This is a genomic window from Micropruina sp. (genome assembly GCF_047602085.1).
Taxonomy (GTDB): domain Bacteria; phylum Actinomycetota; class Actinomycetes; order Propionibacteriales; family Propionibacteriaceae; genus Micropruina.
Genome location: NZ_JASGID010000004.1, coordinates 354,896 through 373,913 on the forward strand (window position 1 = coordinate 354,896; position 19,018 = coordinate 373,913).

Annotated in this window: 18 protein-coding genes; 8 read left to right on the plus strand and 10 right to left on the minus strand. The window is 67.9% G+C overall.

Annotated elements, in window-relative coordinates; genetic code table 11:
* The first annotated feature begins 76 nt into the window (after positions 1-76).
* The 4 genes from QM721_RS07995 (at position 77) to QM721_RS08010 (ending at position 3,951) form a co-directional block, all read left to right on the plus strand.
* On the plus strand, positions 77-829 hold the full coding sequence (locus QM721_RS07995; RefSeq protein WP_415121053.1) for a hypothetical protein: 753 nt from the start codon (positions 77-79) through the stop codon (positions 827-829).
* On the plus strand, positions 826-1,620 hold the full coding sequence (locus tag QM721_RS08000; protein ID WP_415120726.1) for an HAD family hydrolase: 795 nt from the start codon (positions 826-828) through the stop codon (positions 1,618-1,620). Before QM721_RS07995 ends, QM721_RS08000 begins: the two co-directional genes overlap by 4 nt.
* 147 nt (positions 1,621-1,767) lie before the next feature.
* A complete protein-coding gene (locus tag QM721_RS08005; protein ID WP_415120728.1) occupies positions 1,768-3,111 on the plus strand; it encodes a serine hydrolase domain-containing protein in 1,344 nt (447 codons plus the stop codon).
* A 372-nt stretch (positions 3,112-3,483) separates the two neighbouring features.
* Positions 3,484-3,951, plus strand: coding sequence for an HNH endonuclease (locus tag QM721_RS08010; protein ID WP_415120730.1), 468 nt, complete (start codon positions 3,484-3,486; stop codon positions 3,949-3,951).
* Between the two features lie 191 nt (positions 3,952-4,142).
* Here QM721_RS08010 and metW read toward each other — a convergent pair whose 3' ends face one another.
* The 4 genes from metW to thpR form a co-directional block, all read right to left on the minus strand.
* Positions 4,143-4,739: a methionine biosynthesis protein MetW gene (gene metW / locus QM721_RS08015; RefSeq protein ID WP_415120732.1), complete on the minus strand. Its 597-nt coding sequence runs from the start codon at positions 4,737-4,739 to the stop codon at positions 4,143-4,145.
* On the minus strand, positions 4,736-5,875 hold the full coding sequence (gene metX, locus QM721_RS08020; RefSeq protein ID WP_415120734.1) for a homoserine O-acetyltransferase MetX: 1,140 nt from the start codon (positions 5,873-5,875) through the stop codon (positions 4,736-4,738). Before metX ends, metW begins: the two co-directional genes overlap by 4 nt.
* 5 nt (positions 5,876-5,880) lie before the next feature.
* Entirely contained in the window at positions 5,881-7,161 is a 1,281-nt protein-coding gene (locus QM721_RS08025) for an O-acetylhomoserine aminocarboxypropyltransferase/cysteine synthase family protein (RefSeq protein ID WP_415120736.1), read from the minus strand.
* A 365-nt stretch (positions 7,162-7,526) separates the two neighbouring features.
* Positions 7,527-8,072, minus strand: coding sequence for an RNA 2',3'-cyclic phosphodiesterase (gene thpR / locus QM721_RS08030; protein ID WP_415120738.1), 546 nt, complete (start codon positions 8,070-8,072; stop codon positions 7,527-7,529).
* Between the two features lie 67 nt (positions 8,073-8,139).
* On the opposite strand from thpR, the gene QM721_RS08035 reads away from it, so the two are divergent.
* Together QM721_RS08035 and QM721_RS08040 are read left to right on the plus strand one after the other, a co-directional pair.
* Positions 8,140-8,607 carry a GatB/YqeY domain-containing protein gene (locus QM721_RS08035; RefSeq protein ID WP_415120740.1) on the plus strand — a complete coding sequence of 156 codons (468 nt, stop codon included), beginning with the start codon at positions 8,140-8,142 and terminating at the stop codon, positions 8,605-8,607.
* Between the two features lie 170 nt (positions 8,608-8,777).
* A complete protein-coding gene (locus QM721_RS08040; RefSeq protein ID WP_415120742.1) occupies positions 8,778-9,416 on the plus strand; it encodes a hypothetical protein in 639 nt (212 codons plus the stop codon).
* Positions 9,417-9,624: 208 nt separating this feature from the next.
* Here QM721_RS08040 and QM721_RS08045 read toward each other — a convergent pair whose 3' ends face one another.
* The 4 genes from QM721_RS08045 to QM721_RS08060 all read right to left on the minus strand — a co-directional run bounded on the left by QM721_RS08045 (position 9,625) and on the right by QM721_RS08060 (position 13,905).
* Complete coding sequence (locus tag QM721_RS08045; RefSeq protein WP_415120744.1) at positions 9,625-10,638, minus strand: ABC transporter substrate-binding protein; 1,014 nt, start codon at positions 10,636-10,638, stop codon at positions 9,625-9,627.
* A gap of 338 nt (positions 10,639-10,976) precedes the next feature.
* Complete coding sequence (locus tag QM721_RS08050) at positions 10,977-11,840, minus strand: ABC transporter ATP-binding protein (RefSeq protein ID WP_415120746.1); 864 nt, start codon at positions 11,838-11,840, stop codon at positions 10,977-10,979.
* On the minus strand, positions 11,837-12,892 hold the full coding sequence (locus QM721_RS08055; protein WP_415120748.1) for a FecCD family ABC transporter permease: 1,056 nt from the start codon (positions 12,890-12,892) through the stop codon (positions 11,837-11,839). Before QM721_RS08055 ends, QM721_RS08050 begins: the two co-directional genes overlap by 4 nt.
* The gene (locus tag QM721_RS08060) at positions 12,889-13,905 is read right to left on the minus strand and encodes a FecCD family ABC transporter permease (RefSeq protein WP_415120750.1); all 1,017 of its coding nucleotides are present in this window, start codon (positions 13,903-13,905) and stop codon (positions 12,889-12,891) included. Before QM721_RS08060 ends, QM721_RS08055 begins: the two co-directional genes overlap by 4 nt.
* Positions 13,906-14,076: 171 nt before the next feature.
* Here QM721_RS08060 and QM721_RS08065 point away from each other — a divergent pair, with 171 nt between their 5' ends.
* Positions 14,077-14,853 (plus strand): siderophore-interacting protein, encoded by a 777-nt coding sequence (locus tag QM721_RS08065; RefSeq protein ID WP_415120752.1) that lies wholly within the window; start codon positions 14,077-14,079, stop codon positions 14,851-14,853.
* A gap of 337 nt (positions 14,854-15,190) precedes the next feature.
* Here the strand turns inward: QM721_RS08065 and QM721_RS08070 are convergent, their stop codons facing one another.
* Positions 15,191-15,703 carry an LssY C-terminal domain-containing protein gene (locus tag QM721_RS08070; RefSeq protein ID WP_415120754.1) on the minus strand — a complete coding sequence of 171 codons (513 nt, stop codon included), beginning with the start codon at positions 15,701-15,703 and terminating at the stop codon, positions 15,191-15,193.
* A 172-nt stretch (positions 15,704-15,875) separates the two neighbouring features.
* On the opposite strand from QM721_RS08070, the gene QM721_RS08075 reads away from it, so the two are divergent.
* On the plus strand, positions 15,876-17,669 hold the full coding sequence (locus QM721_RS08075) for a DEAD/DEAH box helicase (RefSeq protein WP_415120756.1): 1,794 nt from the start codon (positions 15,876-15,878) through the stop codon (positions 17,667-17,669).
* 310 nt (positions 17,670-17,979) lie between these two features.
* Here the strand turns inward: QM721_RS08075 and QM721_RS08080 are convergent, their stop codons facing one another.
* The gene (locus QM721_RS08080; protein ID WP_415120758.1) at positions 17,980-18,936 is read right to left on the minus strand and encodes an alpha/beta hydrolase; all 957 of its coding nucleotides are present in this window, start codon (positions 18,934-18,936) and stop codon (positions 17,980-17,982) included.
* Positions 18,937-19,018: the final 82 nt, after the last annotated feature.

The following is a 19,018-nucleotide window of genomic DNA, read 5'->3' on the forward strand; positions in this document are numbered from 1 at the left end:
CTGGCTTGATGCCCGGCTGGCGGCCACCCCGTCCGGGGTCGCCTACGCGGGTCACGACGACGCCAACACCCCGGTCATGCTGCTGTTGCTGTCGGAAGGGGCCTCGAACGACGCCGCCGCCCGCGACCGGCTGGCCGGGGTGGTGAACCAACTGCACATCGACACCGTGGTGGCCCGCGGCGGCCACGGCCAGGACGAGGGCCGGCTGGGCCACAAATTCCGCGATGAGAACGACGACCCGGTCGACCCCGATGACGCTCCCCTGGCCCCGTGGGTAGCTCTGGCCTATGACGGCTCGCCAGCCGCGGTCGCCGAGGCGAGTCGGATTCTCGACGAGGTCGCGCTGGCCAGGCTGCCGCTGCAGGGCACGCCGGGCGGCCCCGACTACCGTCTGCACTGGATCGACCGGGCCGGGCCGGGCGTGGCCCGGTTGTGGCCGCTGCCCTGGCCGGGTCGGCACGACCGGGCCGGCTGGGTGTCGATTCTGGCCTCGTGGCTGTTGATGCTGCTGTTGGCCGCACTCGCGGTGCTGATCGCGATCCTGATCTTTCAGCAGTCCCCGCAGCAGAGCCCGCCGCCGCCGGTGCCGCCCACCTCGTCACCGCAGTCTGGTGGCGGCTCCCCCTCACCACAGTCCGGGTCACCGTCCCCACAGTCCGGCTCGCCCTCACCGCAGTCCGGGTCACCGTCCCCACAGTCCGGCTCGCCGTCCCCACACTCGGGGTCCCCCTCACCGCAGTCCGGGTCACCGTCCCCACAATCGGGGTCCCCTTCGCCGCAGTCCGGCTCGCCGGGCGCCGGCCAGCCGACCCCCAACTCGCGGCTGTGATACCCGCCCTGATCGTCACCGATCTCGACGGCACGTTCGTGGACGGGGCCGGCGCAGTGTCGGCGGTGAACCGTTCGGCTCTGCAACTGGCGGCAGACCGAGCCGTTCCGGTGGTGGTGGCCACCGGACGTCCGTCGCGCTGGCTGGACGTGCTGCACGACCTTCCTGGCATTCACCCCGAGGTGGTGGTGAGCAACGGTGCCGGGGTGTTCGATTTGGAGCAGCGGCGGCACACGACGGTGCAGGGCCTCGACCCGCTGGTTGCGGTTGAGGTTGCCGACGACCTGCGCGCCGCAATTCCGGGCCTGCGCTTCGCCTTCGAGTGGGGCGAATACTTCGGTTGCGAGCCGGGCATCGAACAGCAAGAGGGTGAATGGCTACTCGTAGCACCCTTGCCCGAACTGGCCCGACGTACCGAGCCCGTGCTCAAGTTGCTCGGCTTTCACGACCAACTGGGCAGCGACGCACTGGCCGAACGCGGCCGCGGCGTGATCGGCGACCGGCTGACCATGACCCACTCGCACCTCGGCGACTACGGTCTGCTCGAGATCAGTGCCCCCGGGGTCACGAAGGCCACCGGGCTGGCACCCCTGTGCCACTCGCTGGGCGTCGACGCGTCACGAGTGGTCGCCTTCGGCGACATGCCGAACGACTTGCCGATGCTCGCCTGGGCCGGCCAAGGGTATGCAATCGCGCAGGGCCACCCGCTGCTGCTGCAGGCGGGGTTCGCCCCCACCGAGGGCCCCCAGCCCGAGGCCGTGGGACGCATGATCGCGCGACTGCTCGGCTGATCGTCCGCCGAGCCATGGCGCGGTGGACGATCAGGGCGAATTGCCACCCACCTGGCCACTATCTATTTGAGGTTGACAAGGGGTTTCGGCAAGGAAACCCCAGGCGTCGGCGTTGATCAGCACGTCGAGTGGGAGTACCTTTGCGGCATGCGGCGTGGGGGGCGGCTGTGGCTGCGCATACTCGGGGGCGTGATCGCCTTGGCCATGATCGCCCTGATCGGCGTCTACTGGTACCTGCGGCCGCTGCTGCGCACCGGCACCGGGTACGCCGCCCACAACGCCTGCGCGCTCGACGTGATCGCGCACCGCAGCCCGTTGACCGCCGACCTTCCACCCAACCCGCTGGTGCCCTACCTGCGGGTGGGCACCGACTCGGGCGGCTACCAGTCCACCGTGCTCGGCGTGCTGGCCGGTCAGCACGCCTGGCCGGTCGAGGGCTTCGGCTGCACGCTGGCGATCAACCGTCCGGCTCTGGGCACGGCCTCGCGCATCGAAGCCGGAAACAACCGCTTCGCCAAGCAACCCACGCCGCAGCCGAAGGCCGCCTTGTCAGCCGCGCTGGCCGGGGCGTTCGGCGACGACCTCGACCAGAGCGGACGCGACACGCTCGGCACCCGGGGCGTCGTGGTGGTCTCGCACGGCGTCATCGTCGCCGAGCGTTACGCGCCGGGCTTCACCGCGAGCACCCCGCAGCTGGGCTGGTCGATGAGCAAAAGCGCGACCAGCCTGATGCTCGGACGGCTGGTGCAGCAGGGCCTGGTGTCGCTGGACGACGACCATCTGCGTCCGGAATGGACCGACGAACGGGCGACGATCACCATCGAAGACCTGTTGCGCATGCGCAGTGGCCTGGCCTGGGACGAGACCTACGACCTGGGAACTCCGATCACCGACATGCTCTACAACCAGGCCGACATGGCCACCTTCGTGGCGGAGCAGAAGTCGGCGTACCCCGTGGGCACGGTTCAGCAGTACTCGTCGGGCTCGACCACGCTGCTGTGCGCGGTACTGAACAGCAAGGTGAACCAGGGCGCCGACCTGCCGCGGCGCCAATTGCTGGCCCCGCTGGGCCTGATCTCTGCGACCTGGGAGGCGGATGCCACGGGCACCCCGGTGTGTAGCTCGTATCTGTGGGCTACCCCTCGGGACTGGGCGGCGATCGGCCAGTTCGCACTGAACGACGGGGTGTGGAACGGCCAGCGACTGCTGCCTGAGGGCTGGATGAAGGCCACCACGACGACGCTGCCGATCGCCAACCGTGAAGACCCCAACTACGCCGCCGGGTGGTGGACGAACCTCACCCCCGAGGGGACGCTGGTGAATGCGTCGCTGCCTCGGGACGCGTACTGGGCCAGCGGTCACGACGGGCAGAAGCTGTACGTGGTGCCGTCGAAGCAGCTGGTGGTGGTGCGACTCGGCTTTTCGCCGTCGACCGACGACATTCGCACCGACGCTCTGGTTGCCGACGTGATCGCGGCGCTGGGCAAGTAGCGGCGGACGGTGGCCGTGGCTCTCGTCGCCACAGGCTCTTCACCTGCACCCCCGTCGCGCCGGGCCCCAGTGCCGTGGGTGCGCCTTGCCCTTGAGTCGATGGCCTTACACCTCTCATCTCTGTTACGGGTGACGAACGCGCGAACGTGTCGGCTGTCGGATCGATGTTCCCGGGGTTACGCTGGGCATGTCTTGGAGTCGAGGGGTTCAGATGAGCACACTCCCACGTGATCGCGTCGAGCGTCCGATGGCCGGTGTGCAGATAGTGACTGCGACCCCGCTACCAGTCGAAGGTGATGGCACCGTCCCGCGCTCATGCGGGGCGGGTTTTTTTTGCGCTCACCTCGCCACACCTGCGAAGGGAGTACCCGCATGGCCGTGCTGATTCTGAACACTGACGACACCGCGCTGCACACCGTGTCGCTGCAGCACGCCATCGGCATGCTGGTGCGCAAGGTCGCGGTGGTCGAGGCTGCTCACCCCGACCTGGTCTTCGGTTCGTTCCCGCAGCCCGAGGTGCTGCGGCTGGTGCGGTATGTGAAAACCAGCTTTCTGTACAGCCGGGTGCCCGGCTGGACCAAGCGCGGCGTGCTCAAGCGCGACCGACGGATCTGCGGCTACTGCGGCGAACGGGCGGCCACGGTCGACCACATTCTGCCGATCAGCCGGGGCGGTCGAAACACCTGGACGAACACCGTCGCCGCTTGCCACACGTGCAACGCCCGCAAGGCCAACCACACCCCGGCCGAGGCCGGCATGCCACTGCGACTCAAGCCGTTCGCGCCCAGCCGCTCGCAGTTGATGCTTCCCGATCGCGCGGTCGAAGATCGCGCCGCCTAGGGAACGCTGATCAATCGCCGGGCGAGCTTGCCGAAATCCCTAGTCAGAGCACTCCAATCGAGGTCTCGACAAGCTCGACCAGCAGGATCGCAGACCAACTCTCGCCGGTCGAGCGAGTCGAAACCTCGCACATGCGCTCCAGCAAAAGGTCTCGACAAGCTCGACCAGCAGGATCGCAGACCAGCACTCCCCTAGCTCCGGCTGAGCACGTACACCGCCGCACCGGCCCGCAGGTTCGCGGCCCGGAAGCCCTTGCCCAGCGGTTCACCGGTCATCGACAGGTTGATCCGTTGGTCGATCACCAGCCCCAGCTTGGTGAATAACTCCTCAAGGTCGACCAGGGTGGTGAACCGCAGGTTGGGGGTGTCGTACCAGCTATAGGGCAGCTCTCGCGACATCGGCATCCGTCCGCGCAGCAACATGATCCGGTGCTGCAATAGCCCGAAGTTGGGCACCGACACAATCAGCCGGCTGCTGATCCGCGCCATCTCGGTGAGCACCAGTTCGGGGTGCCGAATGGTCTGGATCGTGCGCGACAGCACCACGGTGTCGTAGGAGCCGCTAGCGAACAGCGACAGATCGGCGTCCAGGTCGAGTTCCATCACCGGAACACCCGAAAGAATCGCCGCCAGCACCTTGTCGGGGTCGATCTCGACCCCGGTGCCGGTGCAGTCGTGGGCGTTGATCAGGTGGTGCAACAGGGTGCCGTCGCCGCAACCCAGGTCGAGCACCCGTGACGAGCCGGGCACCAGATGTGCGATCAGGTTCAGGTCTGGCCGAAGTGTCATCGCAGACCTTCCTGTAGGGCCCGGGTGAACCAGGCCCGCAAGGTGTCGTGGTAACGCTCGACCGGCAGCAGAAACGAGTCGTGACCCCAACTGGAGGGGATGTTGCGAAACGTCACCGGCTGGGCGGCGTTCGACAGATGCTTCACGATGCGCCGGGAGTGCTCGGTGCTGAACCGCCAGTCGGTATCAAACGACATCACCAGAAAATTGACCGGGCACTGCGCGATCAGGTCGGTGACGCCGGCCCGGCTGAACGGGTCGAAATAGTCCATCACCCGCGAGAGGTACAGGTACGACAGGGCATCGAAACGTTCGAGGAACACCCGGCCCTGGTGGTCGAGGTAGCTCTCGACGGCGAAGTCGATGCCGAAACCGGGCTTGTCGCGTTCGGGGTGCGGAGTGCGGCCGAATTTCTCGCTGAACGCGTCCTCTGACAGATAGGTGATGTGGGCCATCATGCGCGCCGTGCGCAGCCCGAGCCGCGGCACCACTCCGCGTTCGGCGTAGCGGCCCTCGTGAAATTCGGGGTCGTCCATGATCGCCCGCCGGGCCACCGCTGAGAAAGCGATGTTCTGCGCTGTCAGCCGCGAGGACGCCGCCACGATGGCAGCGTTGGTCAACTGCTCGGGGTGGGTCAACGCCCACTGCAGCACCTGCATGCCGCCCAGCGAGCCGCCCAGAGCCGCCAGCAGCCGGTCGATGCCCAGGTGGGCGAGCAGCGCCCGGTGCACCGTCACGAAGTCGGCCATATCGAGCAGCGGAAAGCTCAGCCCGTAGGCACAACCGGTGGCCGGGTCGATACTGGCCGGGCCGGTGGTGCCCTGACAGCCGCCCAACAGGTTGGCGCTGATCACGAAGAATCGGTTCGTGTCGAGCGGTTTGCCCGGGCCGATCAGGTTGTCCCACCAGCCCGGACGTTTGGCGCCCGAGTGCAGGCCGGCGGCATGCGCGTCGCCCGTGAGGGCGTGGCAGATGAAGACCGCGTTGTCTTTGGCCGGCGTGAGGGTGCCGTAGGTCTCGTAGGCGACGTCGACCGGCCCGAGCCACTCACCGCTGGCCAGCCGCAGCGGCTCCTGCTCGGTGAACAGCCGGGCGGTCTGGGTCTGCACCTGACCGATCGAACCGGGGATCGTCATCGTGGTCAGAACTGCGCGAGCGCCTGATCCAGGTCGGCGATCAGGTCGTCCACATTCTCGATCCCCACGCTGAGGCGCACCATCTCGGGCGCCACACCGGCGGCCTCGAGCTCGCTCTCGGTGAGCTGGCTGTGTGTGGTAGTGGCGTTGTGAATCACCAGCGACTTGGCGTCGCCGATGTTGGCCAGGTGGCTGAACAGTTGCAGCGACTCGACCAACTTCGAGCCGCCGTCGCGGCCGGCCTTCAGCCCGAATGACACGATGCCGGACGCCCCGCGGGGCAGAATTCGCTGGGCGATCTCGTGCCACTGCGACGAGTCCAGGCCCGGGTAGTTCACCCAGGACACAGCCGGGTGCTGCTCGAGGTATTGCGCCACCGCCAGGGCGTTGCTGCTGTGCCGTTCCATGCGCAGGTGCAGGGTCTCAAGACCCTGCAGGAACAGCCAGGAGTTCATCGGCGTGACGGCGGCGCCGGTGTTGCGCAGCAGCACCGTGCGGGCACGAATGATGTAGGCCAGGTTGCCGGCCGCCTCGGTCCAGACCACCTCGTGGTAGGCGTGGTCGGGCTGGGTGAGGCCGGGGAACCGGTCGGCGTGTGCCGTCCAGTCGAAGTTACCGGAGTCAACGATCACTCCGCCGATCGAGGTGCCGTGGCCGCCGATGTACTTGGTGGCCGAATGCACCGCGATGTCGACGCCGTGTTCGAACACCCGACACAGGTAGGGGGTTGGCACGGTGTTGTCGACGATGAACGGCAGGCCGAGTGCGTGCGCGGCTGCCGACCAGGCATCGAGATCGACGACGTTGACCAGCGGGTTGCCCACCGTCTCGCCGAAAACCAGTTTGGTCTTGTCGTCGACGTGCCGGGCGAGTTCGTCCGGCTTCTCGGGGTCGACGAAGCGCACCTCGATGCCGAACTGCGGCAGGGTGTGGGCGAACAGCGCATAGGTGCCGCCGTACAAGGTGCTGAGCGCCACGATGTTGTCGCCGGCGTAGGTCAGGTTGAGCACGGCGTAGGTCACCGCAGCCGATCCCGAACTGGTGGCCAGGGCCCCGACGCCGCCCTCGAGGGCCGTCATCCGGGTCTCGAAGACACTCTGGGTCGGATTCATGATCCGGGTGTAGATGTTGCCCGGCACCTTGAGCGCGAACAGGTCCGCGGCGTGCTGGGTGTCGTCGAACACGTACGACGTGGTCTGGTAGATCGGCACCGCGCGGGCGTTGGTCGCCGAGTCGGCGACCTCTTGCCCCGCGTGCACGGCCAGAGTTTCGGGCTGGTAGGTCATGGAATTGCTCGCCTTCGTCGGTACCGCTGGTTCAGCCTAACCGCGGTCTCGGCGCACGGCCGCGGTTCAGTCGGTGCGTGGACGTGCGCCGCCGGCCGGGTGGGCGTGGGGCAGCCCTGGGCCACGTGGACGCGCACCGCCTGTCGGGTGGTTGTGCAGCACCCCTGGCCCAGTCGAGCCAGGCCCCGCAGGGAGGTCGCGGTGAGGTCGGCCCCACGGGAGGTCCTGGGACGCACTGATCAACGCACCCACCGCTGGTTGAGCTAGGTCGAAACCCACAATGAGAGCACCCCGTTCGGGGTCTCGACAGGCTCGAACGGCGAACAGCCAGCGCTTCCCCAGCGGTGGATCGACTTTGATCGGGTTCAGAGGGAAACGCTGTGGATGACCCGGTAGTCGGGCCCGCTGGGGTGCAGATGCGAACTCATCAGCACGAACGAGTCGACGCCGAAGCTGAGCGCGGGGAAGCTGTCCACCACCCGTAGCCAGCGGGTCAGTGGCGCCGGTCGGCGAGTGCGGGCCAGAGTCAGGTGCGGACGATACCGGGCATTGTCGGACGGCACACCGACGCGATCGGCCGCGCTGCGCACCCGGCGGGCCAGGGTCGTGAGCTCGTCAGCGCCGGTGCTGACGGCCTGGTAGAGCACACGTGCCTGGGCGGGGTTGGGGAAGCAGCCGGCGCCGTCCAGGGTGAGCGGGAAGGGCGGCCCGGCCACCCCGCTCAGTGCATGCTGCAGAGGCTCGATGCGGCCGTCCGGCACATCGCCGAAGAAGGCCAGCGTGAGGTGCCAGTGCTCCCGTCCGGCCCAGCGCAGGGCCGGGTCTGCAGCCCGACGTGGCTCGACGAAGGCCTCAAGCGCGTTGAGCGCCGTGGCGGGCGGAATGACGGCGGCGAACAGGCGCATAGACATCGGCGCCGATTCTACGGCGGGCGTTGATGCCACAATGGTGCGGTTACCCGAAAGGACCCACATTTCCATGGCAGCGATCAAGACCCGACTCAAAGCCGACCTGGTGGCCGCGCTCAAGGCCCACGACGAAGCCCGCAAGTCGACGGTGCGCATGGCACTGGCCGCCATCGCCAACGAAGAGGTGGCGGGCAAGGCGGCCCGCGAACTGAGCGACGCCGACGAGCAGCAGGTGCTGGCCCGCGAGGTGAGCAAGCGCAAGGACTCCGCCGACGCCTACACCACCGGCAACCGCCCCGAGTTGGCTCAGAAGGAGCTGGCCGAGGCCGCAATTCTGGCCGAGTACCTGCCCCAGCAATTGAGCGAGGCCGAGATCGCGGCGATCGTCGACGAAGAGGTGGCGGCCGTCACGGCAACCCTCGGCGAGAAGCCGACGATGAAACAGATGGGGCTGGTGATGAAGGCGGTCACGCCGCGCATCGCCGGCCGTGGCGACGGCAAGACCGCCGCCGGCCTGGTGCGCGCCGCCCTGGCCTGATCGCCTTCGCGCGCCGACCGGTGACCCGGGTAGCCGGTGAAGGCGGCCCGACCCGCTCACAGGGTGCGAGAAAGAGCCCGTCACCACGATGCTTCACGCGGCGGTGGCGCGCTGCTGAATCCTCCTTCGTGGGGTATCGCTTGCTCGACCGGTGGCCGTAGGGTCGGCGCATGAAGCGCCTGGTTCCGTTGCTGCTGCTGTTGAGTGCCTGCACGGTTGGGCAACCCGCTGCCTCAACACCGCCGCCGGTGCCTGAGATCTCGCTCTCGGCAGGTGCCACCGAGGCGGCGAGCCCGTCGGCCACCGACTCGCCCAGCGCCACGCCGTCCGGCACCGGCAGCACCAGCCCGAGCCCGACCCCGTCTGAGAGCGGCTCGCCTTCACCGAGCCTGACTCAGAGCGGCTCGGCGGGCAGCTTCCGGGCACCGGGCGAGGTGCTCGACCTGAACGGCGAGGTAACCATCACGGTGCTCGACAGCAAGCGCGCCACGGTGAACGGCCACCGCGGCAATCAGGTGCTGGCGATGGTCAAGACCTGCAACGTGTCTGCGGCGTCCGGCATCGAACTCACCTGGGACAACTGGGTGCTGCTCGGCCCCGACAGCGAAGAGTACCCGGCCAGCACCGTGCACGGCAGCTCCGAACCGACGCCCAGCTACCCCAACGGCGAGGGACGGCTGTACAAGCCCGGCCAGTGCGCCAAGGGCTGGATCGTGTTCGACGTTCCCAGCGGGGCCCAGCTCTCGGGAGTGCGGTACATGAACAGCCTGGGCGACTCGGCCCAGTGGCGGCTCAGTGCCAGCATCTGAAGCGCCCGCTTCGCAGCCGGCCCCTGAGTGGCGCGCGGCCGGTTGAGCTTGTCGAAACCCCTATTCAGGGCACTGTATCCGAGGTCTCGACAAGCTCGACCAACGAAACATCAGCGCTTCCATCGCGCTGCGGTGAGGGGTTTCGACAAGCTCGACCAGCGGCGGTTGGGGTGACCACCGCCCCCTGGAGCAAAGCAGGCGACAGCGATTAGCTGACCTCCTTGGCCGTGGTCAGGTAGCCGACCATGGTGTCCATCGCCTTGGCCTGTGCGGAGTAGTTCATGGCGATGTAGGGGTTTGGGTACACCTGACCGGCGACCAGCGCCGGATGCTTGGCGAAGGTGGCCTGCTTTTTCAGGTCGGCGACCTGAAAGCCTTCGTTCGACAGCAAGATGATGTCGCCGGTCATCATCTTGGCCGCGTTCTCCCAGCTGAAGATGTCCCAGTAGTAAGCGCCACCCGGATTCACCGAGGTGTAGTTGACCCCCAGGCTCTTGAACAACTGGGTCTGCGGTTCGTCGTCGGGCTTGACCAGGTAGATGCCGTCGGCGTCTGCGTACATCGCGGTGACCTCCAGGTCACTGGCCTTGGCGGTTTCACTCAGCTTGGCCGATGCGGTTTCGAACAAGGCCTTATGGGCGTCCACGGTGGCCTGGTCGGCACCCAGCGCCAGCGCCAGATTGACGCCGCTCTCGATCACCTTGATGCCCTCGCCACCGACCTTGATCGCGGCGAAGGGAGCAATAGCCTCCATCTTCTTCTGCTGTTCGACGTCCTTGAGGCCGTACAGCGGCTGGGTGCTGTCGATGGTGCCCTCACGGTCGGAGGGGTATGCACCGGTCACGATCAGGTCGGGCGCCACCTCGGCGAGCGCCTCAAGATCGATCTCGCCGTAGGAGTTGCCAAGAATCTTGATGTTCGACAGGTCGATGCCCTCGAAACGCGGGTCGCTCTTGACATCGACCCGGCCGAAGACCGCGACCGGCTGAACCCCGTAGCTGAGCAGCGTGAGCACCTGGTCGGCGAAGCCGACGACGCGTTGCGGCTTGGCCGGCAAAGTGATGGTCGCGCCGGTGTCGTCGGTGTAACTCCAGGGCCCGGCTGCCGACGGGCTGGACGCGGCTGACGTGGCTGGAGTGCCCGATTGAGCACTGCAGGCGGCCAGTGCCACCAGGCAGATCAGCGCGGCAACGAGCGCGCGAAACTTCGAGGAAAGGTGCATGAAGGTCAGGTTAGCCTAACCTAATCGGCTGCCCTGGTTTCTGATCCGTCATGGACACCGCCCGACCGAGCGGTCGTCGGCCGCAAGACCCGGGCTGCACGGTCGAGCGTTCCGAGATCCTCTGCCGCGGTGCGCCGGTGCGGGGTCGAAGGCAACGTCCGACTTTCACGGGTCGAGCCTGTCGAAACCTGGGTACATCAGACGTCGGCAAGGGGTTTCGCCACGCACAACCAGCGTTGGTCGAGCCTGTCGAGACCTCGGAACACCAGACTCCGACAAGAGTTTTCGACACGCACAACCAGCGCTGATTGCGTTGTTCGGCGATTCCTCGGCCACGCTCAACCAACAGCTCGGGCGTTGCTCAGCCCATCGTTGGGTGATGCTCCCCCGTCCGCCGGGTGATCGTCCTGACCGGGCTCCAGCGGCACCACCAGCGGACGACCCGAGGCCGGGTCGGCGATCACCAGCGCGTTCAGCCCGAACGCGGTGGCCAGCACCTCGCGGGTGATCACCTGCCACGGTTCGCCGTCGGCCAGCACCGCACCGTCGTGCAGCACCACGAGCCGATCGGAATAGCGCGCGGCCAAGCTCAGATCGTGCAGCACCATGACGATCGTGGCACCCTGGCTGGCGTTGATCCGCCGGACCAGCCGCAGCACCTCCAATTGGTGGCTGAGGTCGAGAAAGGTGGTCGGTTCGTCCAGCAGGATCAGCGGCGCGTCCTGGGCCAGCACGAGCGCGATCCAGGCCCGCTGAAGCTGGCCACCCGACAGTGCGGTGACGTCACGGTCGGCCAGTTCGGTCATACCGGTGGCCGCCAGCGCATCGTCGACCAAGCGAGCGTCATCGGGGCTCCAGGGCCGCAACAAGGTCTGGTGCGGGTGACGTCCGCGCATCACGAGGTCGCGCACCGTGGTCGCCGCCGGCGTGAGCGGCCTCTGCGGCAGTATCGCCAGTCGCCGCGCCACCGCCCGTGACGACAACTGCCGCAGCGGAGTGCCGCCCAGCCGAATCTGGCCGGCGCGGGGCGTGAGCAGCCGTCCGAACGCCTTGAGCAGGGTCGACTTGCCGCAGCCGTTGGCGCCGATCAGAGTCGTGACGGTGCCGGGGTCGATGCGCAGGTCGAGCCCAGTGAACACCGTGTGCTGGTCGTAGCCAAGGGTCACGCCCTCGGCTACGAGCGCGGGCTCGGAGGTGGTCATGCACGCTCCTTGAGGTTGGGCTGAGTGATCAGCCAGATCAGGTACGGCGCCCCGATGATCGCCGTGATCACCCCGACGGGTATCTCGGCACCGAGCAGCACCCGGGCAGCGACATCGGCCACCAACACCAGGGCCGCGCCGACCAGGGCCGACGCGATCAGCGGGGGACGCGCCGTGCGGGCCAGGCGGCGGGCCACCTGGGGGGCGACGAAGGCGACGAACTCAACCGGCCCGGCAGCTGAGACCGCGGCACTGGTGAGCACCACGGCGGCGGCGATCACCAACAGACGATGCCGCTGCACCGCGACACCCAGGCCGGTCGAGAACTCGTCGCCCAACTGCCCGATGCCCAGCGGTGCCGATTGGCTGAGCGCGAACGGCACCACGACGGCCAGCACCACCGCCATCGGCCAGACACTGGCCCACGACACACCCGAGAGGCTGCCGACCAGCCACTGGGTGGCGGCGGTCACCTGACTGAGCTGAGCCCGCACCAGCAGGTAGTTCGTCAGCCCTGCGAGAATGGCGGTGACGCCGATGCCCACCAGAATCAATCGGAAGCTGTCGACGCCCTGGCGCCACGAGAGGCCGTAGACCACGGCGGCGGCGAGCAGCCCGCCGACGGTGGCCACCACCGGAATGCCGAAACCGAGCAGGGACGCACCCACCGCGTAGCCTCCACCGCCGACCACGATGGCGATGACCGCCCCGGCCGCCGCGCCCGAGGTGACGCCGAGAATGTCGGGGGTGGCCAGCGGGTTGCGCGAGAAGGTCTGGGTGAGCGCACCGGCCAGGCCGAGGCAGAGCCCGACGCCGATGCCCGCGGCCACCCGAGGCAGCCGCAGTTCAAACACGATGAACTCGAAACTGCGGCTTCCCGCGCCGGCCAGGGTGGCCCAGACGTCGGCGACACCCATGCGCGACGAACCCGCGACGATTCCGAAGGTGAACGCGGCCAGCACCACGATCAGGCAAGCGATTGTGACCCAGAAGACGCGCGCCCGCCAGGGCAGTGCGATCACGCCGAGGTCGACGCCCTGCCGGCGGCTCACAACGCCGCCAATGTGGTGCGTCGGACGATGGCGACAAACGCAACACCGCCCAGGGTGGCCAGCACGACACCGACCGGCACCTCGGCCTGACCGCCGATCAGCCGTCCGACCACGTCGCAGGCCAGCAGGGTGACGGCGCCGATCAGGCCCGAAGCGGGCAGCAACCGGAAATGGTTACCGCCCACCAGCGTCCGGCCCAGGTGGGGTGCGGTGAGCCCGATGAAGCCGATCGGCCCGGCCAGCGCCACCGCACTGGCCGAGGTCAGCGTGATGCCGGCCAGCCCGACCAGCCGGGCCCGCCACAGCGTCTCGCCCAAGCCCTGGGCGAGTTCGGTGCCCAGGGTCAGGCTGTTCAGCGAACGGGCGTTCAGCACGGCCAGCACCAGGCCCACCGACGCCATCAGCAGGGCCGGCAGCAGGCCGTCCAGGCCGCGGCCCGACAGCGAGCCCACCACCCAGACCCGGTACGCCTCGAGCGAGCTCTGGTTGGTCAGCACCAGAAATGAGATCACAGCGCCGAGCAGGGCGCTGACTGCGGTGCCCGCGATGGCCAGCGGCACCGGATTGGCCAGGTCTCGGCTCAGCGTGCCGATCGTGAACACCAGCACGCTGGCGACCAGCGCCCCGGCCATGGCCAGCAGCAGCGACGCGGTCATCGAGTTGTGCCCCAGCAAAAACGCGCCAAGCACCACAGCCAGGCTGGCGCCCGCCGACACGCCGAACAGTCCGGGGTCGGCCAGCGGGTTGCCGGTCTGGCCCTGCATCACCACGCCCGACACCCCCAGGCAGAAGCCCACCACCAGGCCGAGCACCGTGCGCGGCACCCGTGAACCCCAGACCACCGAATCGGGATCGTTCGCCGGGTCGAGCAGGGCCTGCACCACCCGCGCCGGCGAGATCGGGTTGCTGCCCAGCGCCAGGCTGGCCAGCAGCACGACCACCAGCGCAAGACCCATCGCGGCCGTGGCGCTCAGCCGCCGGCGCCGCACGGCGGCGAACGCCCGAGAAGCCATATGGTTAGCCTAACCTAAGAAGACCCTAGTCAATGCGCCTACCGCTGGTTGAGCTTGTCGAAACCCCTAGTCAGAGCACTCCGTTTGAGGTCTCGACAAGCTCGGCCAGCGAAAAATCAGCGCTTCCCTAACCGCCTGAAGGACTCTCGTATGGCCACGTACCCCCCTCTGATGCCCAGCGAACCCCGCATGTTCACTGCCCAGGTCGTGCGCACCCAGCGGGTCTCGCCCTCGTTTCAGCGGGTCACCATTGCCTCCGGCGACCTGTGCGGCTTCGACTGGCGCGGCCTCGACCACTGGTTTCGGCTCTTCTTTCCTGTGCGGCCGGGCGGCGAACTGCGTCTGCCCGAGGTGAAGGGTCGCCAGTGGTGGCAGTCCTACCTGGACATTCCCGAGGCCGATCGCCCGCACTGCAGCAACTACACCGTTGCCGAGTATCGCTGCGCGGGCGAGGTGGCCGAGCTCGACATCGACGTGGTGCTTCACTGGCATGAGGGTGAGCTCTCAGGCGTGGCCCGCTGGGCGGTCCACGCCGAGCCGGACAGCCCTGCGGGGCTGCTCGATCAGGGCGTGCTGTTCGACCCGCCCTCCGATGCCGAGGAGTTCGTTCTGGTCAGCGACGAGAGCGGGCTTCCGGCCGTCCGCGGCATTCTGCGCGACCTGCCCAGCCATGCGGTGGGCACGGCGATCATCGAGGTGCCTGCCGCTGATGACGTGCACCCTGTGACGGCACCCACGGGCATGCGGATTCAGTGGGTAGCGCGCGGGGCGTCCGACCCGGTCGGGCACCGTGCGCTGAGCGTGCTGCGAGACTGCGCCGGCAAGCACCCCGGGGCGTACGCCTTCGTGGTCGGTGAGTCGCGCTTGGCCACACAGGGCCGACGCACGCTGCACCAGGCGGGCGTGCCGAAGAGCCGGATCACCTTCTCGGGATTCTGGCGCGCCTGAGCCCAAGCTGCCCACCATGGCCCACCCTCGGTGAGGACCCGCACGGGACCCTCAGGAGGCGCTGAGTTTTCAATGGTCGAGCCTGTCGAGACCACAGTCAGACCATCCTCACTAGGGGTTTCGACGTAGCTCAACCAACAGTGGACGCATTGAACAGCACTTCCCCGGGAAACGCTGAATCTTCAATGGTCGAGCCTGTCGAGACCACAGTCAGACCATCCTCACTAGGGGTTTCGACGTAGCTCAACCAACAGTGGACGCATTGAACAGCACTTCCCCGGGAAACGCTGAATCTTCAATGGTCGAGCCTGTCGAGACCACAGTCAGACCATCCTCACTAGGGGTTTCGACGTAGCTCAACCAACAGTGGACGCGTTGAACAGCACTTCCCTACGAGACGCTGAATCTTCGCTGGTCGAGCCTGTCGAGCCTGTCGTTGGTAGGCGCGTCCGAACAGCACCAGCGCGCTCACCGGTGCGTTGGGGTAGCTGCGCCGACGCAGGGCGTCCACCACGATTCGCCAGCCGGCGGCCACCATCGCCTGGCGCACCTGATCGGCGCTGCCGCGGAGTGCCAGGTTGACCGGCTCGCCCAGCAGGGCGGTGCGGGTGCGTCCGATGAAGTAGTCGGGCACGTGGACGCGGCTCAGAATGCGGTGCATGCGCGGCAGCACCAGGTAGGGCACCAACACCCAGATAACCACCCCGAGCAGCAACGGCCAGCCGGGCTGAATGCCGTCGCCCGGCGTCTGATAGGCCAACCACACCGAAGCCAGCCCGGCCAGCACGAAGAGCACCGTGTCGAGCATCGCGACCCAGGGCGAGCGCCGGCGAAGTTCGAGAGAGTGCACGGCGAGACCTTTCACGACCGCGTCGCTCTTGGCTATCGGGGCGCCGGACGGCTCCGACGACGGTCGGCACTCGACCAGCCGGACCGTTGCGCGGCGGGCACCTGAGTGACGACGATCGGTCCGTCGGGCAGCCGAGGCGGTGTTTTGGCGGTCTGGGCACTACCGTCGGAGCGTGACCTCCCATGACTCCCCCGGCGACGAGCCCGACTTCGCCGACCTTGGCCTCGACGACCGGCTGCTCGCCACGCTGAGCGACATCGGCTACGAGAACCCGTCCCCGATTCAGGCCGAGACCATTCCGGCGCTTTTGGCCGGACGTGACGTGGTGGGCCTGGCCCAGACCGGAACCGGCAAGACCGCGGCCTTCGCACTGCCCATTCTGCAGCGCCTCGAACCGGGGCAGAAGGCCCCGCAGGGGCTGGTGCTGGCACCCACCCGTGAGCTGGCCCTGCAGGTGTGCGAGGCGTTTCAGACCTACGCGGCCCGGCTGTCGGGCGTGCACGTGCTCCCGGTGTACGGCGGCCAGGGCTACGGAGTGCAGCTCAGCGCCCTGGCCCGCGGCGTGCAGGTCGTGGTGGGTACCCCCGGCCGCATCATGGACCACCTCGAGAAGGGCACCCTCGACCTGTCGCGGCTCCGCTTCCTGGTGCTCGACGAGGCCGACGAGATGCTGAACATGGGGTTCGCAGAAGACGTCGAGACGATCCTGGCCGACACCCCGCGCGATAAGCAGGTGGCCTTGTTCTCGGCCACCATGGCGCCGGCCATCCGCAAGCTGTCGAAGAAATACCTGTCCGACCCGGTCGAGGTGAAGGTGACGGGTCGCACCGCGACGGCGGCCAATGTGCAGCACCGGTACCTGGTGATGCCCTACCCGCAGAAGGTCGATGCTCTGACCCGCATCCTCGAAACCGAGAACTTCGAGGGCATGATCGTGTTCGTCCGCACCAAGAACGAGACCGAGACGCTGGCCGAGAAGCTGCGCGCCCGCGGCTTCTCGGCGGCGGCGATCAACGGCGACGTGGTTCAGGCCCAGCGCGAGCGCACGATCAACCAGCTCAAGTCGGGCGCGCTCGACATTCTGGTGGCCACCGACGTGGCCGCGCGCGGCCTTGACGTCGACCGGATCAGCCACGTGGTCAACTACGATCTGCCGCTGGACACCGAGTCGTACGTGCACCGGATCGGACGCACCGGTCGGGCCGGCCGCAGCGGCGAGGCGATTTCATTTGTCACCCCGCGAGAACGGCGGCTGCTTTCGGCGATCGAACGGGCCACCGGCCAGTCGCTGACCCAGACGCCCGTGCCCACCGCCGACGACGTGAACGCCACCCGGCTGAGCCGGTTCGACGACGCCATCACCCGGGCGCTGGGCTCCGACCGGCTGGATTTCTTCAAGCAGGTGGTGGCGCACTACGTCGACGAGTACGACGTGCCCGAGCTCGATGTGGCGGCTGCCTTGGCCCTGGCCGCTCAGGGCGAGGAGCCACTGCTACTCGAACCCGACCGCGAGCCACAGCCGCGCGAGGGTCGTGCGCACCGTGACGACGAGGGCGCCGAACCTGCCACGCGGCAGCAGCGCCCGCGGGGGGACGTTCCCGCGCTCGCCACGTACCGCATCGCGGTGGGCAAGCGGCATCGCATCACGCCGCGACACATCGTCGGCGCCCTGGCCAACGAGGGCGGGCTGAGGCGCGAAGACTTCGGGCACATCGACATTCGCCTCGACCACTCACTGGTCGAACTGCCGGCCCAGCTGCCGCAGCAAACGTGGGAGGCACTGAAGTCCACGCGCATCTCTGGGAAATTGATCGAACTTACCCCGGCCCGCGGCGAAACTGCCGGCCGAGGCGACAAGCGGCGCAAACCCAACGGCGGGTACGCCAAGGGTGGGCAGGGCCGGTCGCCGAGTCACCGCCCCCACTCCGAGGGCGGTTCTCACAAGGGCAAGCGGCGCAGCTACTGACTCATCGCCGGTCGAGACAAACGCTCATTCTCGGTGGTCGCGCTTGTTGAGCAGTCTGACCTGCCGCCGCGGCAAGGGTTCGAAAAGCTCAACCAGCGGTGGTTGCGTTGATCATCGCGATCGTCGAGAGAAGTCGAGCCAGCCGGCCGCCCAGCCCCGGCAGGGGTTCGACCGGCGCAACCGCGGGCATTTCTGCCGACCTGCCCAGTCTGGTGCTCAGGCCGAGTGTGAATTCTTCGCACGGTTGAGCGAGCTTACGGCGCAACGAGCGAGACCCTTGGGCACTGGTGCGAAGAATTCACACTGATGGTCAGGGATGTTTCGTGACCAACGGCGGCACCAGCAGGCCGCCGGCCGCCGGGTCACCGATCCCGAAGGCGGCGGACGCCACGGCAACGACCTCCTCGGCGGTGCCGGCGTTTGGTGACCAGGAGTCGACGAAATCGTGGGCCCAGTTCAGATCACGGTCGATGTGTGCCACTCCGTAGTAGTCGGACGCTCCCGCGAGCACTGTTCTGCCGAAGGCCTGGGCGGCGTCCTGCCGCACGGCGATGTCGTTGGGGTTCGTGATCAGCACCACCCGCTGCAGCCGGTGCCCCGCCTCGACGCTGTGGTCGAACAGCGCCTCGGACAGGTGCAGGTATGGCATCACGCCCGGTAAAGGAAAGCCAGGGTAGGCGTACGGACTGTGGCCCAGTTCGGCCTTCACTCGCGGATCCCACCACATGTAGAACCTCGGCACGATGCGCGGAAACCTGACGCACAGCCGCACCGCCGGCATCGGAAAGCCCTTGGGCGCCACCAGCGGTGCGGCCAACACAGCCCGGCTCACCTCCGGGCGGGTGGCGGCGGCCCAGGCCGCCATGGTGCCGCCCGCGCTGAGCCCGAACACCCACACCTCGTCGCCAAGACCTGCCGCGACATCGATGCAGGCGTTCACGTGCTCGACGAGTTCGCCCTGGGTGAGCCCGGCCAGTTCACGGTTGAGCAAGTCCGCCAACCCGTGCCGAGGCATCCGCGGCACCAGCACCCGGCAACCCGGCCCGCTGAGCCGCTCGGCGACCGCGGTGAACTGCGAGGGTGCGTTGGTGAAGCCGTGCCACATTACAACGGTGACCGGGGCGGCCCGGTCGGGCTCGAACAACGTGGTGCTGGTGTCGTCCGGAATATCGGCGTCCAGGGCAAGCAGGCGGTCAAGCCGGGCCATGGCGCCCGATCGGTCGGGCGCCGGGTCGCTGCTCGGACGTGGCGGGGTGGCGATGTGCAACCGGCGACGGTACCAAGGTGCTCGCGGCGGGGCCTCAACGGTCATGGTGCGGTGTCCGATCTGCTGGCCAGTGGAAATGACC